Genomic DNA, 16,260 nt, shown 5'->3' on the forward strand with positions numbered 1-16,260 from the left:
CCCCCGTTCTCGCGTTAGCTAGAAGATGTAGATGAGGCGGAGCCGCACCTCGTCCGTGTTGGTGTTCGTCGCGGCCCCTTCGTTCAGGCGGTGGCGGTACTCGAGGATGCCCTGGGCGCCGTTGAGCGCCGCGACGTTGACGGCGCCCACCACCGCCTGCTGCTCGTTCGACGAGCTCTTGTTCGAGGGGTCGAACCAGTCGTAGCGCACGGCCGCGCCCACCATCGGCGTCACGGAGGCGAACACCTCCCCGAACGCGCCGTTCGAGCGCGACTTGCCGCCCGTCGCGCCTCCGGCGAAGCCCGTGTCCCAGCCCGCCACGTAGCCTCCGAGGAGCGAGAGCGGAGGCACGCGAGCCCCCCCGAACCGCGGCAGCGGCAGCGTGCCGTACACGGTCAGGCGGTCGAACTTGTCGGTGAACTCCGGGCCGGGCGCCGCCACCGTGCCCGTCGGCACGGTGAGCTTGCCGTGGTAGTAGTGCGCGCTCAGCGCCGCGTCGCCGAAGAACTGGTTCGCGAATACCTGGTAGTCCTTCGAGTTGTAGTTCGGATCGTCGTTCGCGCGAGACAGCGCGCCGCCCTGGAAGGGATCGGCGATGAACCGTCCCTCCTCCTCCCGGACGACGAGGCCGTTCAGCACGCTCGCTGCGATGTTGAAGCCCGCGAACGTGTAGCCGAGCTCGATGCCCGCCTGATCGAACCCCCACAGCGTGAAGAAGGTGTTCCCGGCCCCGGCGCCGTAGCGCGCCGGCACGCGCTGGAACAGGGGGCGGTTGATGGTGATCGGCCGATCGCTCGCGCCGTAGCCCTCCCACGGGTGGAACACGCCGACCCGCGCGTTGAAGCGGCTCGCCGCGCTCCCGAACGTCGCGCGCACGTAGGCGTTCTCGACCTCGAACCCCTCGCCCGGCGCGAAGGAGAGCTCGCCCTCCGACGACCACCAGCGGCCGAACGAGCCGACGAGCGGATACAGCGTGGTCTCGAAGTACGAGATCTGGCCGCGGTTGGTGGTGGTCCCGCCCGTGCGGGTCCGCACGAAGCTCGGCTCGGTCTGCAGCCGGGCGGCGAACATCGTGCCGAAGTCCGGCAGGTCCTTCTGCTTCCGATCACCGATGGTGTCCGGCGTGCGGAAGCCCGAGTTCCGGTACTCGTAGCCGAAGCGGTTCAGGCGCGGGATGGTGGTGTGACACGTGGTGCAGTCGAAGCCCTCTCGGCGCGAGAAGTTCGGCATCGCGCGAGCCGAGCCACCGGCGAGAAACACTACGAGCGCTACTGCGAGGCGCTTTCGCATTTGACCCTCCGTGCCACGCAGGCTAGCGCGGCGGAGGGGCCGGGCGCGCACCCCATGCTCCCGGCTCCTTTCGAGCGTTCGGACCACCGGGCCAGTGCCTGGCCGCTGGCGGTGCGAGGGCGCGTCGGTCCGGCGGTTCACATGGCGAGGCCGCCGTCCACGTCCACGCACCGTCCGTCGAAGTAGTCGCACTCGACGATGAAGCGGAGCGCCCTCCAGATGTCCTCGGGCGTGCCGATGCGGCCGACCGGGATCGCCGCGACGAGCGCGTCGCGGGCCTTCGCGTTCATGCCCTGCGTCATCGGCGTCTCGATCATGCCCGGCGCGATCGCGCCGACACGGATGCCGAACGGCGCGAGCTCGCGCGCCCAGGTGACGGTGTTCGCCGCGAGGGCGGCCTTGGCCGCGACGTAGTTCGACTGGCCACGGTTCCCGTGGCGCGCCACGGACGACATGTTCACGACGACCCCCGGGCGCGTGCCGGCCCTGGCCAGCGTCGCGGCGACCTCGCGCGCCATCAGCGTCGCGCCGGTGAGGTTCACGCCGATGACGGCGTCCCAGTCCGCCCGCGGGAGTGTGGTGATCTCGCCGGTGGCGCGATCCCGCTTCACGAGCAGCCCGTCACGGATGATTCCGGCGTTGTTCACGAGCGCGTTGAGGCCCCCCATCGCCTGCGCCGCCCACGCCACGAACGCCTTCACGTCCTCCTCGTCGGAGACGTCCAGGCGGCGGCGGTGGACGGCCGCGGGGAGCTCGGAGAGCTTCGCCTCGTTCACGTCGCCCGCCGCGACCACCGCGCCCGCCTCGGCGAGCCGGTGGACGAAGTGGGCGCCCATCCCCTGCGCACCACCGGTGACGATCACCTTCAGCTCTCTCAGCTCCATCGGCGCGTTCTCCCATCGTTGACGTCGTTCAGCCGCTCCCGCCGTCCCCGCCCACCGCGGCGCGTCCCCACCGGCGACGTCGTACGCTCCGTCGACGCGGCGGCGCACGCAGGCGTTTGACGCCGGCCCGCCTCTCCGGTTATGCGCCTTGGCCCCATGGCCACGCACCCCAGGCTCGCAGCGCCAGCCCTCCCGGAGCCAGCGCACAGGAGGGGCCCTCCGGGCCGAGGCGCCTGGTGGCGAGAGCCGACCCGCCCGCAGTGGCTCTCGTTCCTCGCCGCCTGGCTCGGCTGGGTGCTCGACGGCTTCGACTTCACGATCTTCCTCCTCGCCATGCGCGACATCGCGAAGGAGTTCGGCGTCACCTACGTCGCGACCGCGGGGAGCATCACCCTCACCCTGCTCGTGCGGCTCGCGGGCGGGCTCGCGGCCGGCGCGCTCGCCGACCGGGTCGGGCGGAAGCTCCCGCTCATGATCTCGATCGCGTGGTTCGCGCTGTGCGACGGCGCGGTCGCCTTCGCGCCGTCGTTCGGCTGGGTGCTCGTCTTCCGCACGCTGTTCGGGTTCGGGATGGGCGCGGAGTGGACGGCCGGCGCCGCGCTCGCGATGGAGAGCTGGCCTGTGCGGAGCCGCGGGATCGCGTCGGGCCTGCTCCAGGGGAGCTGGGGGGTTGGCTTCATCCTCGCGGGCGTCGCACACGCGTGGGTGGTGCCGGCCTTCGGCTGGCGCCCGCTGTTCCTCCTGGCCGCGCTTCCCGCGCTGCTCGTCATCCCGATCCGGCTCCTCGTGCAGGAGAGCGCGGAGTGGCGCCGCGCGGCGCGGGAGCGCCCGCGGACCTCGCTCGCGGAGCTCGCGCGCGAGGGGGTGCTCCTGCGGATCGCCTGGGCGAGCGCTCTCCTCGGGATGAGCTTCTCCGTCTACTACGGCCTCACCGGGCTGTGGCCTGCGCTCCTGCAGGGCGAGCTCGGCCGGCCTCCCGGCGACGTCGCCGGGCTGGTCACGCTGTTCAACGTGGGGATGATGGTGGGCGCGGTGGGCTGCGGCTGGCTCGCGAGCCGCGCCGGCGTGGTCCCCGCCCTCGCAATTCCGCTCGTCCTGCTCCTGCCGGCGCTGCCGCTCCACGTCGGCCTCGCGCCCGGCCTCCTGTGGGCGGGTGCGCTCCTCGCCGGCGTGCTCGGGGCGGGCACCTCCGGCGTGACGCCCATGCTCTTCACGCTGCTCTTCCCCCCGCACGTGCGCGCCCGCTCGATGGGCGTCGCCTACCACGTGGGCGCGCTCGTCGCCGCGGTCACGCCGACCCTCGTGGCCGCACTGCACGAGGACGCGGGGGTCCCGCTCTCCCGCGCCATCGCCGGCGTGGTCGCCGCCGCGGCCGCGCTCACGCTGGCGGTGCTCTTCCTGCGCCCGCGCGGTGCGCTGCCGGACGGCGGGGCGCCGCTCCCAGACGACACCGCGCGCTGACGTTCAGCGCAGCGCCGCGGGCCAGAAGCGCCAGGTGCACGCGGCCTCGCTCTCGAGCGTGCCGGCCACCTCCTGCACGAGGGTGCCGTCCGGGCCGATCCACGGCGCGGGCGGCGCGCGCCAGGGGAAGCGCTCGCAGGCGGCCGCGCCCGGGAGGGCGAGCGTGCCGCACACCTCGCCGTCCGGCGCGACGATCTCGAGCGTCTGCGCGCAGGCGCCGCTCCCGTCGGGCGCGCTCCGCGCGAGCGCGTAGGCGCGACCCCCGAGCACCCGGTGCAGCGCGGCGCCGCCCGCCGCGGCGAGCCACGCGGGGACGGGGCCGCCGGCGAGCTTTCCCGCCTCGAAGCGCCGCACGAACGCGCCCGCGCCGTCCTGCAGGGCGAGGCTCCCGTCGAGGAGCGCGACGAGCGTCCCCGGCGCGGCGACGCCCGCGTCGAACGGCGGCCCGAGCGGCGCGCCGTCCGCATCGAACCAGCGCGCGGCGACCGCGCCCGGCGCGCACGGCGTGACGCCCGACCAGAGGACGAGGATGTGCCCGGCCGGATCGGCCCCGACGGCGAGGGCGGCGGAGGAGCGGAGCACCGGCGCGTCCGCCTCGCGGCGCGAGACCTCGACCGTGAAGAACGCGCGCAGCGCGCCGGGGGCGTCGAAGCGCGCCGCGTAGATCCCGTTCTCACCCTCCGCGTCCCCCGGCCCGGCGGAGACGACGAGCGCGCCGCCCGCGCCGTCCGGCGCGACCGCGTAGGGCCCCGAATAGCCCGCACGCTGCTGCAGGAGCGTGAAGCCGGACGGCCATGGATCCGCCGAGACCGGCGTCGTCCGTCCGTCGGCGGTGAAGGTCGCCGCGCCCGAGGCGTGGCGGTAGGCGAGGAAGCCGGACGGCCCGCCGAACACCTCGGCGCCCCCGAAGAGCTTCGCGGGGTCCGCCGCGTACCAGGCCTGAGCGCCGTCGGCCCTCCAGACCGCGAATGCGCCCGTGGCGTAGGTCGGCCCGTAGAGCAGGCCCGCCGCGACCGCGCCCGTGCCATCGGTGGTGGCCGCCGTGCACACCGCACCCGCGCCGAAGGCGGGAAGGCTCGCGGTGATCGCGGGGGGAAGCGCCGGGACGGTGATCCCGGCGCACGACCCGCCGGTGGGAGCCGGGGCGGGTAGCTCGGGAGCCCTCACGCAGGTGAGGCGGGTCACGTCCGCGTCCGAGAGGCGGCTGCTGCCGGTCCCGACGCCGTCCTTCGCGCCTGGATTCCCGCACGCCGACAGAACGACCACCGCCAGGAGCACGTTCGCCCGCATCGGGACCTCCGCGGCGAAACCTACGTGCGGTGGGTCGGCCAGGCGACGCCCGTCCGGCGCGCCCCTCGGGAGGCTGGGCGGGATACCGACGCTGCTCGCGCGGGCGGCTTGGTGCATCGGGAGGGCCGTGATTCAGAAAGTACGGCGGTCCGGATGAGGCTCGGCCCGGGCGAGGAGGTCCACACCCTCACACAAGCAACTACCTGTCCGCTCGGAGGCTGTACGAGCGATGACCCGAGCGCCGCGTTCCACCCCGCCCATGCTGGTGCTGATCGCCGTCGCCTCGGCCGTCCTCGCGTGCTCGCGGGAAGCGCCGGAAGCGGGGATCGATCCGGTCGTTCCACCCATGCCCGCTCCGCCCCCGGCTCCGCCGGAGTGCCAGATCACGCTCGCGGGCCCCGCCTGGATCGTGGAGGGGGAGCGGCTGCAGCTCTCCGTGGGGTGCGCGAACGGCGCTGCTCTGCCGGCTGACCTCGTGCTGGAGGGGCTCCCCGCGGCGGCCCGGCTCGATCCGCGCGCCGGAGAGGTCGTCTGGCAGACCGGGCTCGCCGACGCGGGGGTGTATCTCGCCACCGTGCGCATGCCGGGCAAGGCCGGGGCGCAGCTCCGGGTCGGGATCGTGGACCGCTGGGATGCGACCGGGAACACCCCGCCGGACCCGGCCCGATACACCGAGGAGTACGGGCTCCCCGTGTTCCACCTGCGGGTGGACGCGGAGATCACGGACTTGGACTACGTCCCTGCAAATCTCACGTACCGCGGAACCACCTATTCGCTGAGGGTGAAATATAGAGGCGCCAGCTCGCTGAACTTCCCGAAGAAGAGCTTCACGCTCTCATTTCCGGATGAAGCCCAATTCTCGGACCCCGTCCTCGGGTTCCCACCGCGCAAGAAGATCCTGCTCGTCACGACCTTCGACGATCAGACGCTCATCCGAAACCGTCTCACCCTCGGGCTTTGGTCGCTCGTCGCCGACCACCCCATCGACGTGCGCACCGCGAGTGCCGTCCTGTACCTCAACGGCGAGTTCCGCGGCGTCTACATGATGAGCGAGAAGATCGCGGGCCAGGTGCTCAAGGAGCACGGCCTCGACGGCGACGGGAACCTGTACTTCGCGATGTCCTGGTTCGCGAACTTCCGCGAGACCGGCCCGGACGGCCAGCCGAAGGTCACCTGGCACGACGGGTACGAGAAGGACGAGGGCACGCCGCTCGAGGGGGAGCCCGGCGCCTTCGACGATCTCGACGCCTTCGTGCAACTCGTCGCGACGGCCGACGATGCGACCTTCGCCGCGGCGCTGCCCGAGACGGTAAGCGTCGACGAGTTCCGCGACTGGTGGGTGCTCGCGATGCTGTCCTACTCGACCGATAGCGTGGGCAAGAACACGTTCCTGTATCACGATCCGCAGGCGGGCCCCTGGCGAGCGACCGTGTGGGATCACGCGGGAAGCCTCGGCCAGAACTATCAGATGCTCCGAACGAGCCCGCAGAGCTCGGCGGAGTTCATCGACAGGAACCACCTCTTCGAGCGCCTCCTCGCACCTCCCTTCGGAGACCTGACGCGGGCGCGACTGGGAACCGCACTCCGGGAGCGCGTGCCCAGCGACGCCGTGCTCTCCGAGTACGACCGCCTCGTCGCAGAGACCGCGGCGACCGCGTGGCGCGACGACGCGCGCTGGGGGAGCGAGCAGCGAGCCTACTTCGAGGCCATTGGGCGCACGGACTGGCACTCGTACGAGGATGAGGTCGCCTACGCGCGCGAGTGGATCGCAGCCCGCTGGGCCTACCTCGCAGAGCGCTACTAGCAGCCTGCGGCATTCCCCACTCCTCTGCTGAAAGGCCCGCCAGGCGCACGCCCTCGGGACCGTCCGCTTGACCGGACGGCCCGCCGTTATCTAGGATGTCCGTTATAACGGACGTCCGGCCGTTCGGTCGTCGCGCAACCCAGGGGAGTGTCATGACGAGAGGGGAATCGAAGCTGTGGAGGAACGCCGCCGCGGCCGCGCTCATAGCAGTCGCGCTCGGCGCGGCGCCGGCACGGGCCACGGAATCGGCGGGGGGCGAGGCGAAGCTGCTCAACGTCTCGTACGACCCGACCCGCGAGCTGTACGACGCGGTCAACAGGGCGTTCGCCGCCAGGTGGAAGGCAAAGACCGGCCAGGACCTCAGCGTGCGGCAGTCGCACGGCGGCTCCGGCAAGCAGGCGCGCGCCGTCATCGACGGGCTCGAGGCCGACGTGGTCACCCTCGCCCTCGCCTACGACGTGGACGCGATCGCCGCGCGGGGGCTCCTCCCCGTCGACTGGCAGAAGCGCCTGCCGGAGCGCGCGTCGCCGTACACCTCGACCATCGTCTTCCTCGTGCGCAAGGGGAACCCCAAGGGCCTGCGCGACTGGGACGACCTCGTGAAGCCCGGCGTCCAGGTGATCACCCCGAACCCGAAGACCTCGGGCGGCGCGCGCTGGAACTACCTCGCCGCCTGGGCGCACGCGGTGAAGAAGAGCGGCGGCGACGAGGCGAAGGCGCGCGAGTTCGTGAGGTCCCTGTACCGGAACGTGCCGGTGCTCGACTCGGGCGCCCGCGGCTCCACCATCACGTTCGTGGAGCGCGGGCTCGGCGACGTGCTCCTCGCCTGGGAGAACGAGGCGTTCCTCGCCGTGGAGCAGCTCGGGAAGGGGAAGTTCGAGATCGTGGTGCCGCGCTCGAGCATCCTCGCGGAGCCGCCGGTCGCGGTGGTGGAGCGGAACGCCGACCGGCACGGGACCCGCGCGCTCGCGCAGGCGTACCTCGAGTTCCTCTACACGCCCGAGGGCCAGGAGCTCGCCGCGAGGAACTACTACCGGCCCCGCGATCCGGCGGTCGCGGCGCGCCACGCGGCCCGCTTCCCCAGGCTCGAGCTCGTCACCATCGACGCCTTCGGCGGCTGGCAGAAGGCGCAGGCCGCGCACTTCGCCGACGGCGGCGTCTTCGACCAGATCTACACGCCCGGCCAGTGAACGGCGTTCCCTAAAGACCTCCCGGAGAAGACCCATGAGCTTCCGCCTCTCGCTCGCCGCGCTCGCGGCCGTCGCCACCCTGCTCGCCCCGCCCGCCCGCGCGCAGGAGAAGACCTCCCCCGTGTTCTACGGCGTGCTCAACGTCCAGGCCTCGCGCCTCGACGCGCCCACCCCCGGCGCGACCACCTCGACCGTGGAGCTTCGGCGCGCCCGCATCGGCGCGCGCGGCGAGGTGACGCCGCACGTCGCCTACTCCTTCCTCTTCGACGCCGCCGACGCCTCGGTGAAGGACGCCTACGCGGCGCTCCAGGGCTTCTCGCTCTTGCCCGGGCTCGAGCTGCGTGCCGGCCAGTGGAAGACGCCCTTCGGCTACGAGCAGCCGGAGAGCGACACGAAGCTCCTGTGGGTGACGAGCTCGTACGTGGTGGCGGCGCTCGCGCGCTCCACCACGACCTCGAGCCTCACGGCGAGCTCCGACGCGCGCGACCTCGGCCTCGGGGTGGTGGGGCGGTGGAGCATCGCCGGCGGGCTCGGCGCGGACCTCGCCGCCTCGGTGGTGAACGGCGCGGGCCCCAGCCGACGCGACGATCTCGACGAGAAGAACGTGTGGGGCCGAGCCGGGCTCTCGTTCGCGGCCGGCAGGACGACCGTCCGCGCGGGAGGGTCGTACGGCTACGGGCGTCAGCTCGCCGGCCTCGGCGCGAACGGCCGCTTCGACGGCGTCGGCGCCGCGGTGGACGACACCTCGTTCTACTTCCTGACCTACGGCGCGGACGCGACGCTCGACACCCCGTATCTCTTCGCGGCGGCCGAGCTCATCCAGTCGGAGCGCGACGTCTTCACCGCCGCAACGGGCGCGCGCTCGGACGCGCTCGCGCGCGGCTGGTACGCGGGGCTGTACGGGAAGACCCCCTGGAACGTGGGCCCGGTCTTCCGGGCGGAGCGCTTCGACCGCAACCGCACGACCGCCGGCGATCGCAACGAGCGCTACACGGTGGGCGCCTACGTGGACCTCCTGCCCATCAAGGCGCGGCTCATCGCCAACTACGAGCTCGATCAATCGCAGAAGGCGGTGCGGACCGGAGATCGGGCGGTCCTCTTCGGGCAGGTCATCTTCTAGGGCGGGGCGGGGCCCGGGCCCCGGCGGTCGGATCGACGCCGGGGCCAACTCTCCTTCGCTGCGAGCGCGGCGCGTGCCCCGCCTCCGGAGCGAGCGATGCGGCCGGTAGGCCGCGCGGCCACACCGGCGCACGCGTTGATCCGATGTGCCCCCACCGGTATCGTGCCGGGACCGTGCGGCCGAAGATCCTCCTCGTCGACGACAACGCCGAGCTGCTCTCCCTGCTGGCCCGCCTGATGGAGGCCGAGGGGTGGACCCCCATCGCCGTCGGCAAGGGCCACACCGCCATCTCCAAGGTCGCGACCGAGAAGCCCGCCGCCGCGGTGGTGGACGTCCTCTTGCCGGACATGATGGGCTACGACGTCGCCCACGCGCTCCGGAACGCGAGGGTGCCGTTCGTCTTCATGACGGGCGTGTTCAAGGGCGGCCGCGCCGCCACGGACGCGCGCACCCAGCACGGCGCGGCCGAGTACTTCGAGAAGCCGTTCGAGGCGCACAAGCTCGTGCTGGCGCTGCGCGCGCTCCTGCCGGCGACGACGCCCGCGCCCACGCGCACCCCGGCGCCTCCGCCGCTCCACGGGAACGACTTCGACGTGGAGGTCGCGGTCGAGGCGGACGAGCCCCTCGAGCCGATGGAGCTCACCGGCAAGGTGGTCCTCACCGAGGACGGCAAGGTCTCGGCGGTGCTCCGCGGCGAGACGGTGACGGCCGCGTCGGTGGGGAGCCCCGCGCGTCCGCCGCCCCGCCCCGCCCCGCCGCGCCCGCCTCCGAGCCGCCCCGGGCCCGACCTGTCCCGCACCGAGGGACGGCTCGAGGACAACGTCCCCGAGCTCATCACCGCCTTCCACCTCGCGCAGCAGACCGGCGAGCTGACCCTGCAGAAGGGCAAGGTCAAGAAGACGATCTACTTCGAGAAGGGGCGGCCCTGCTTCGCCATCTCGAACCTCGTCACCGACCGCTTCGGCCCGTTCCTCGTGCGCGTGGGCAAGATCACCACCGCCCAGCTCGAGGAGTGCCAGGCCGCCGCCGATCGCTCCGGCCGGCGCACCGGCGACATCCTGGTGGAGATGAAGCTCCTCAAGGACACCGAGAAGATCTACTACCTCGCCCAGCAGGTGAAGGCGATCGTCTACTCCGTGTTCGGCTGGGAGGAGGGCGAGTACCGGATGCACTTCACCGACCGGGCCGCCCAGGAGGCGATCAAGATCGACCTCCACCCGGCGAACCTCATCGTCCGCGGCGTGAAGAAGCTCTACAAGCCGGAGCGGCTCTTCCGCCTGCTCAGCCCGGAGGACCGGCTCATCCCGAGCCCGCAGCCGGCGTACGGGCTGCACGAGGTCGAGCTCGAGCGCTGGGAGGCGGAGACGCTGCCCAGGGTGGACGGCACGCGCACGGTCTCCGAGATCGTCCACCACGCCCAGCGCCCCGAGCACGCGGTGTACGGCTTCCTGGTCGGGATGTTCGCGCTCAAGATCCTCGACCGGAGCTGAGGCCCGGGGCTCGCTCCCGCGGTTCGCCCCACCGCTCGCCCGCTCGCTCCGCGCCGTCCCGGCTCGGGTCTCCCACGATTACAGCTCGCCGCGATCGACCGCTCGCCCCGCCGCCCGTGGGGGCGCGCGTCGGCGCGCTCCGCACTATCGTTTTTGCTGAGCGCGACCATGCATCTCTTGGATCTCATCTTCGGCGTTGCGATCCGGGGCCACCGTTTCTTCGAGGATGGCTGGGGAGATCGCGCGCTCTGCGCGGCCGCCGATCCGGAGCTGCTGCTCCGGCGCAGGGCGCGCCCCATCGACGTTCGCCTCACTGCGGGCAAGCGCGCGCACGGCGGGATCGTCCGCGACGGGACGTTCGAGAGCCCGGAGGAGCGGCTGCCTCCCTGCGCGTGCACGGCGCGAGTGAAGCTCCTCCTCCCGGAGGGCGAGCTGCGCGGCGTGTTCGTGCACCTCGCCGCCTCGGGCGACCAGGGCTTCGGGATGCGGCTGCGCTTCGCCGAGCCGCTGCTGGCGCAGGGCGTCGGCGCGGCCGTGCTCGAGAACGCGTACTACGGCGCCCGCCGTCCTGACGCGCAGCTCCGCCACGCGGTCCGCTCCGTCGCCGACATGCACCTCATGGCGGCCGCGACCTTCCTCGAGGGTCGAGCGCTCCTGCGCTGGCTGCGCGACGCGCTCGGCGCCGAGCGGGTCGGCGTGACGGGCTACAGCATGGGCGGCCAGCTCGCAGCGATGGTCGGCGCCGCGGCGCCTTTCCCGGTGGCGGTGGTGCCGGTGGCGCCGGCCTGCTCGCCGGACTCGGTCCTGCGCGCGGGGGTGCTCCGGCACGTGCCTTCCTGGCCGAAGCTCGCGGCCGAGGGCGAGACCGAGGAGTCCGTGCGCGAGTCGCTGCTCGCCATGGCCGCGCAGTTCTCGGTGACCTGCCTGCCGGCGCCCGTCTACCCCGAGGCGGCCATCGTGGTCGGCACCGCCTCCGACGGCTTCGTGCCGCCGTCGGACATGCGGCGCATCGCCGAGCACTGGGGCGCCGAGCTGCGCTGGTTGCCCGCCGGCCACGTGAGCGCCATCCTCCGCCACCAGGGCGCGATGCGGCAGGCGATGCTCGACGCGCTCGAGCGGCTCGACGCGGCCCCGCTACCGCGGCGCCGCCCGCGCCGCGAGGCGCTGCGCGACGACGCGGTGAAGACGGCGCCGCCCGCGATCGCGGCCCGCCCCGGCCGCCGCGACCGGCCGCGCGGCGCTGCGCTGCGCCAGCGGCGGCCCGCGACGCGCAGGCCCCCTCGGGCATGATCCACGGGGGCTGCGCCCCCGCCCCGCCGACGGCTGGCACCCGTCGTCGGGGGCCCACCCCTCTCGCCGGGTCCCGTGCGCCGCCGCGAGCGGCTTCGCCGCTTCCGCGGCGTCGCCCGGCGGGCTCGCTTCGCTCGCCTGTTCGCGAATCATGATCGGCCGTTCATCGCCGGCAGACCGCCGCGAGGGGATCCCGTTCAGACGTGCGTCGGGTCGTGGCCCGTCGCGAGCCGCGGGATGCGCGTGGCGACGGCGAGGTGCTCCCGGGTGCGGAGCCGGGCGAGGACGCCGCGCGGGTCGGGCGCGGGGCCGGCGAAGGCGAGGAGCCGCTCGACGCGCGCGCGCGCCTCGGCGAGCCGGGCGCGCGGGATGCGCCCGCCCTCGACCGCGGCGCGGACGAGCTCGATCGCGCGGTGCTGCACGCCCGCGGTGTGGCAGACGAGGAGGGCGTCCACCCCCGCCGCGACCGCGCCCGGCGCGGCCTCCTCGAGCGGGAAGTGCTCGGCGACCGCCTTCATCTCGAGGTCATCCGAGATCGCGCAGCCCTGGAAGCCGACCCGCTCGCGCAGGAGCCGCATCACCTCCGGCGAGAGCGTGGCCGGCCGGTGCGGGTCGAGCGCCTCGAAGACGACGTGCGCGGTCATCACGGAGGCGACGCCCGCGCGCGCGAGCGCCCGGAACGGCGCCAGCTCCACCTCCTCGAGCCGCGCGAGCGGGTGCGGGAGGCGCGGCAGGTCCTTGTGCGAGTCCTGGCTCGTGTCGCCGTGGCCGGGGAAGTGCTTCGCGCACGCGGCGACGCCGGCCGACTGGAGCCCCTCCGCGAGCGCCACGCCGAGCCGCGCGACGGCGGCGGGATCGCGCGAGAACGCGCGATCCCCGATGACGGGGTTCGCAGGGTTCGTGTCCACGTCCACGACCGGCGCGTAGTCCTGGTCGATGCCCACGGCGCGCAGCTCCCGGCCGAGGAGCGCGCCCACCTCGCGCGCGAGCGCCGCGTCGCCCGCGTCGCCCAGCGCGCGCATCGGCGGGACCTCCGTGAAGCCCTGCGGCTCGCGCAGGCGGGCGACCCGGCCTCCCTCCTGGTCGATCGAGACGAGGAGCGGCCGGCCCGCGGCGGCCTTGAGCGCGTGGACGAGCTCCGCCACCTGCTCGGCCCCGTCCACGTTACGGCCGAAGAGGACGACCCCGTACACCCCGCGCCGGACGAGCTCCAGCACCTCGGGCGACGGGGTCTTGCCGTGGAAGCCGACGCAGAAGAGGCCGGCGACGTCGCGATCGAGCGTGGAGATCACCGCGCCATCCTAGCCACGGCCGGGCGGCGGGCAAGGTGCCCGCCGGGCGGAGCTTTCGTGCCGATCGGGCCGGGGGCCCGGACGCACGCTTCAGCTGATGAGCAGCCCCTCGAGGAAGAAGGCCGCGAGCGCGAGGACGAGGAGGACGGACCAGAGGGGGATCGTGCGGCCCGCTCCCGCCGCCTGCGCGTCGCCCTCGACCTTCGCGTGCGTCTCGCCGCCGAAGTAGGCGGTGAGCTCCTTCGGCTCGAGCCGCCGCGTGTCGGACTCGCGCGGATCGGGCGAGACGGCGAACGCGAGGCGCGGCTCGAGCCGCTCGCCCTTGCCCTGCGCCGTCACCTTCACCTGCCAGAGGCCCGGCTCGCGCGGCGTGATGACGAGCCCGCCGCGCTCTCCCTCGCGCAGCCCCATCCGCTCGAGCTCCGCCGGCCCGCGCTCCCGCCCACCCGGATCGACGAGCCCGGCGAGCCGCTCGCCCGGCTCGAGCCGGATCGTCCGCTGCGCGCCCACCACGAGCGCCGGCTCGCGCCGCTCCTCGAGCCCGCCCGCCAGGAAGCCGGCGAAGCGCTGCATCGCCGGGAGGAAGCTCGTGCGGATCGGCCAGTCGGTCCAGTCGCGGTCGGCGCTCGAGGTGAAGAGCAGCACCCGGCCGCGGCCGCGCCGCGCCTCGACGAGCGCCGGCGCGCCGTCGTCGAAGCTCGCGAGCACCGTCGCCGGGGCGCCCTTCGGGCCGGGCTTCGCGAGGACGTAGCGGTAGGTGCGCGTGCCGAGGAGCCCCTCGCGCGCCTCGCCCACGAAGATGGACAGCGCCGGGTGATCCCAGGCCACGTCCGCGAAGCGCGCCGCCCGCGCCGCGCCGTCGGCGGGCGAGGCGGCGGTCTTCACGACGTGGAGCGGCATCGGCAGGAGCTTGCCGAGCTCGCGGTCGTACGCCTCGGGATCGACCTCGTCGCCGAGCGAGAGGAAGAGCCCGCCGCCGTTCTCCACGAAGCGCTCGAGCTCCCCCGCCTTCGCCCCGACGCTGCGCACGTTGAGGAGGAGCACGACGTCGTACCTGGAGAGGTCCTCGCCGGGGAAGGCGTCCGCATCCACGAGCTTCGGCCGCACCGGCGACGCGGCCGAGGCGAGCGCGGACTCCACGAAGTAGGCCTCGTCCCGGTAGCGCACCGGCGAGGGCGCGCCGTCCACCACGAGCGCCCTCACCTCGCGCGGCACGACGAGCGCGACCGCGCGGGCGTCGTCCATCGGGAGCGCGTCCTCCGGGAGCGCAACCTGCAGCACGGCCGGGCCGCCCTGAGGGAACGCATAGGAGAGCGTCTTGCGCACGGTGCCGCCGGAGGGGAGATCCACGAACGCGCGGATCGCGGTCTTCGCGCCGGGGCCGGCCCCGGCGGAGAGCCCGAGCGGAACGTCCTTCCGCGCCTCACCGCCCGCGCTCGACACGGCCGCAGTGACGCGGTAGCCGCGGGGGCCCGCGGCGGGATCCGGCTCGGCGTCGAGACCGACCACCGCCAGGTTCGGGAGCGGCGCGCCGCGCGCGGCGTCCTGGACGGTCACCTCGGGGAGGATCTTCCCCTCCGGCCCCTCGATCACCGGCGGAGGCACGTCGAGCCGCCAGGCGCTCGCGGCGAGGTCGGTCGCGACGACGACGCGCTTGCCGAGACGCGCCTGCGCGGCGGGGCTCGCGAGCGCGCGCACCGCCGCGCCGACGCAGGCGGTGAGGTCCGCGTGGCCCGCCCACGCCTCGGCCTGCTCGAGCAGCCGGCGCACCGCGGCGCGGTCGAAGCCCGGCGGCTCGGCGGCGGGCGTCTCGGCGCCGCACACGACCGCGGTGGCGGGCTCGTCGGGACCGAGCGCGGCGAGGGCGCCGAGCGCGTCGGCGCGGGCGCGCTCGAACAGGGCCCGCCCGCCGAGCCGGTAGCGCATGGAGCCGGAGGCGTCGAGCACGATGGCCGTGGCCTTCGGCCCCTCTACGACCGCGGCGGCCGCCTCACCCGGCCGCTCCGCGCGCGGCCGCGCGATCGCGAGCGCCGCGGCGGCGAGCAGGAGGGTGCGCGCGGTGAAGAGCAGCACCTTGCGGATGCGCAGGCGCCGCTGCGTCTCGCGCCGGGCGCGGAGGATGAAGTCGATCGCCGGGAAGGGCGTCGGCCGCGGGCGGCGGCGGAAGAAGAGGTGGATCGCGAGCGGGATGGCCGCGGCGAGGAGGCCCCAGAGGAGCGCGGGGTTCAGGAAGCCGATGCTCATGCGGCGCTGCGCTCGCGGCGGGCGAGGAACGGGACGAGCACCTCGTCGAGCGGGCGGTCGGTGCGGCAGAGCGCGTAGTCCACGTCGGCCTCGGCGGCGGTCCGCTTCGTCTCCTCGAGCCAGCGCCCGAGCACCTCGAGGTAACCCTTCCGCACGTCGCGACCGTGCGCCTCCACCTGGCGCGCGTCCTCCATGGAGAGGAACAGGGTCGGATCGTCGAACGGGAACTCGAGCTCCGCGGGATCGAGCACGTGGAAGATCGTGACCTCGTGCTTGCGCCGGCCGAGCTGGGCGAGCTTCTTCACGATGCGCTCGTCCGGGTCGAGCAGGTCCGAGAAGACCACGACCGAGGCGCGGCGCGGCGCGTTCTCGATGATCCAGTCCACGGCCGCGTCGAGCCGCGTCTCGCCCTGCGGCCTCGCAGCCTCGAGCGCCTCGACGACCGGCGTCAGGTGGCTCGCCGACGCGCGGGGGGGGATGGCGCCCGCGACGTGGCCCTGCACGAGCACGAGCCCGGCCGCGTCCTGCTGCCGTACGAGCAGGTAGCCGAGGGACGCGGCGAGCGCGCTCGCGTACTCGAGCTTCGAGAGCCGGTCCGGATCGCCGCGGTAGCCCATCGAGCCAGAGGCGTCCACGACGAGGTAGGCGCGGAGGTTCGTCTCCTGCTCGAAGCGCTTCACGTAGTACTTGTCGAACTTCCCGTAGGCCTTCCAGTCGATGTGGCGGATCTCGTCGCCGGGGGCGTACTCCTTGTGCTCGGCGAACTCGACCGACTGGCCGTGGTGCGGCGACTTGTGGAGCCCGGAGAGCACGCCCTCCGTCACCGCGCGCACCCGGAGCTTCAGGGTGCCGAGCTTCGCGAGGACGGCGGGGTCGAGGAGGGGGCGCTTCGCGTCGGCCATCGC

General features: G+C 73.8%; 12 protein-coding genes. 6 read left to right on the top strand and 6 right to left on the bottom strand.

Features of this window, described 5'->3' with window-relative positions; all coding sequences use genetic code 11:
• Nucleotides 1-18 precede the first annotated feature (18 nt).
• Entirely contained in the window at nucleotides 19-1,230 is a 1,212-nt protein-coding gene (locus MLV88_RS13980) for a hypothetical protein (RefSeq protein ID WP_242335511.1), read from the bottom strand.
• Nucleotides 1,231-1,427: 197 nt separating this feature from the next.
• Nucleotides 1,428-2,174: an SDR family oxidoreductase gene (locus tag MLV88_RS13985; RefSeq protein WP_242335514.1), complete on the bottom strand. Its 747-nt coding sequence runs from the start codon at nucleotides 2,172-2,174 to the stop codon at nucleotides 1,428-1,430.
• Between the two features lie 156 nt (nucleotides 2,175-2,330).
• Between MLV88_RS13985 and MLV88_RS13990 the strand changes: the two genes are divergently transcribed.
• Nucleotides 2,331-3,635 (top strand): MFS transporter, encoded by a 1,305-nt coding sequence (locus tag MLV88_RS13990; protein ID WP_242335517.1) that lies wholly within the window; start codon nucleotides 2,331-2,333, stop codon nucleotides 3,633-3,635.
• A 3-nt stretch (nucleotides 3,636-3,638) separates the two neighbouring features.
• Here MLV88_RS13990 and MLV88_RS13995 read toward each other — a convergent pair whose 3' ends face one another.
• Nucleotides 3,639-4,925 carry a hypothetical protein gene (locus tag MLV88_RS13995; RefSeq protein WP_242335520.1) on the bottom strand — a complete coding sequence of 429 codons (1,287 nt, stop codon included), beginning with the start codon at nucleotides 4,923-4,925 and terminating at the stop codon, nucleotides 3,639-3,641.
• Between the two features lie 229 nt (nucleotides 4,926-5,154).
• On the opposite strand from MLV88_RS13995, the gene MLV88_RS14000 reads away from it, so the two are divergent.
• From MLV88_RS14000 to MLV88_RS14020, 5 genes are all read left to right on the top strand, one after another.
• Nucleotides 5,155-6,729 (top strand): CotH kinase family protein, encoded by a 1,575-nt coding sequence (locus MLV88_RS14000; RefSeq protein ID WP_243337725.1) that lies wholly within the window; start codon nucleotides 5,155-5,157, stop codon nucleotides 6,727-6,729.
• 152 nt (nucleotides 6,730-6,881) lie between these two features.
• A complete protein-coding gene (locus tag MLV88_RS14005) occupies nucleotides 6,882-7,919 on the top strand; it encodes a sulfate ABC transporter substrate-binding protein (RefSeq protein WP_242335526.1) in 1,038 nt (345 codons plus the stop codon).
• A 34-nt stretch (nucleotides 7,920-7,953) separates the two neighbouring features.
• Nucleotides 7,954-9,039, top strand: coding sequence for a porin (locus tag MLV88_RS14010; protein WP_243337726.1), 1,086 nt, complete (start codon nucleotides 7,954-7,956; stop codon nucleotides 9,037-9,039).
• A 173-nt stretch (nucleotides 9,040-9,212) separates the two neighbouring features.
• Nucleotides 9,213-10,529: a response regulator gene (locus MLV88_RS14015; RefSeq protein ID WP_243337729.1), complete on the top strand. Its 1,317-nt coding sequence runs from the start codon at nucleotides 9,213-9,215 to the stop codon at nucleotides 10,527-10,529.
• Between the two features lie 168 nt (nucleotides 10,530-10,697).
• Nucleotides 10,698-11,819, top strand: a complete 1,122-nt coding sequence (locus MLV88_RS14020) for an alpha/beta hydrolase family protein (protein WP_243337731.1) — start codon at nucleotides 10,698-10,700, stop codon at nucleotides 11,817-11,819.
• Between the two features lie 197 nt (nucleotides 11,820-12,016).
• Here MLV88_RS14020 and nagZ read toward each other — a convergent pair whose 3' ends face one another.
• The 3 genes from nagZ to MLV88_RS14035 all read right to left on the bottom strand — a co-directional run bounded on the left by nagZ (nucleotide 12,017) and on the right by MLV88_RS14035 (nucleotide 16,257).
• Nucleotides 12,017-13,111 carry a beta-N-acetylhexosaminidase gene (gene nagZ / locus MLV88_RS14025; protein ID WP_243337733.1) on the bottom strand — a complete coding sequence of 365 codons (1,095 nt, stop codon included), beginning with the start codon at nucleotides 13,109-13,111 and terminating at the stop codon, nucleotides 12,017-12,019.
• Between the two features lie 90 nt (nucleotides 13,112-13,201).
• Entirely contained in the window at nucleotides 13,202-15,355 is a 2,154-nt protein-coding gene (locus tag MLV88_RS14030) for a BatA domain-containing protein (RefSeq protein ID WP_243337735.1), read from the bottom strand.
• Nucleotides 15,352-16,257 (bottom strand): DUF58 domain-containing protein, encoded by a 906-nt coding sequence (locus MLV88_RS14035; protein ID WP_243337736.1) that lies wholly within the window; start codon nucleotides 16,255-16,257, stop codon nucleotides 15,352-15,354. The genes MLV88_RS14030 and MLV88_RS14035 overlap by 4 nt, the downstream gene beginning before the upstream one ends.
• Nucleotides 16,258-16,260 lie beyond the last annotated feature (3 nt).

The sequence above is a fragment of the Anaeromyxobacter soli genome, assembly GCF_022808855.1.
Lineage (GTDB): Bacteria > Myxococcota > Myxococcia > Myxococcales > Anaeromyxobacteraceae > Anaeromyxobacter > Anaeromyxobacter soli.

Excerpts from the sequence above, each read along its gene's own strand:
- MLV88_RS14000 (WP_243337725.1), top strand. The coding sequence starts at position 5,155 with ATGACCCGAGCGCCGCGTTCCACCCCGCCCATGCTGGTGCTGATCGCC.
- MLV88_RS13985 (WP_242335514.1), bottom strand. The coding sequence starts at position 2,174 with ATGGAGCTGAGAGAGCTGAAGGTGATCGTCACCGGTGGTGCGCAGGGG.
- MLV88_RS14035 (WP_243337736.1), bottom strand. The coding sequence starts at position 16,257 with ATGGCCGACGCGAAGCGCCCCCTCCTCGACCCCGCCGTCCTCGCGAAG.
- MLV88_RS14030 (WP_243337735.1), bottom strand. The coding sequence starts at position 15,355 with ATGAGCATCGGCTTCCTGAACCCCGCGCTCCTCTGGGGCCTCCTCGCC.
- MLV88_RS14020 (WP_243337731.1), top strand. The coding sequence starts at position 10,698 with ATGCATCTCTTGGATCTCATCTTCGGCGTTGCGATCCGGGGCCACCGT.
- MLV88_RS13980 (WP_242335511.1), bottom strand. The coding sequence starts at position 1,230 with ATGCCGAACTTCTCGCGCCGAGAGGGCTTCGACTGCACCACGTGTCAC.
- MLV88_RS14010 (WP_243337726.1), top strand. The coding sequence starts at position 7,954 with ATGAGCTTCCGCCTCTCGCTCGCCGCGCTCGCGGCCGTCGCCACCCTG.
- MLV88_RS13990 (WP_242335517.1), top strand. The coding sequence starts at position 2,331 with ATGGCCACGCACCCCAGGCTCGCAGCGCCAGCCCTCCCGGAGCCAGCG.
- MLV88_RS14005 (WP_242335526.1), top strand. The coding sequence starts at position 6,882 with ATGACGAGAGGGGAATCGAAGCTGTGGAGGAACGCCGCCGCGGCCGCG.
- MLV88_RS13995 (WP_242335520.1), bottom strand. The coding sequence starts at position 4,925 with ATGCGGGCGAACGTGCTCCTGGCGGTGGTCGTTCTGTCGGCGTGCGGG.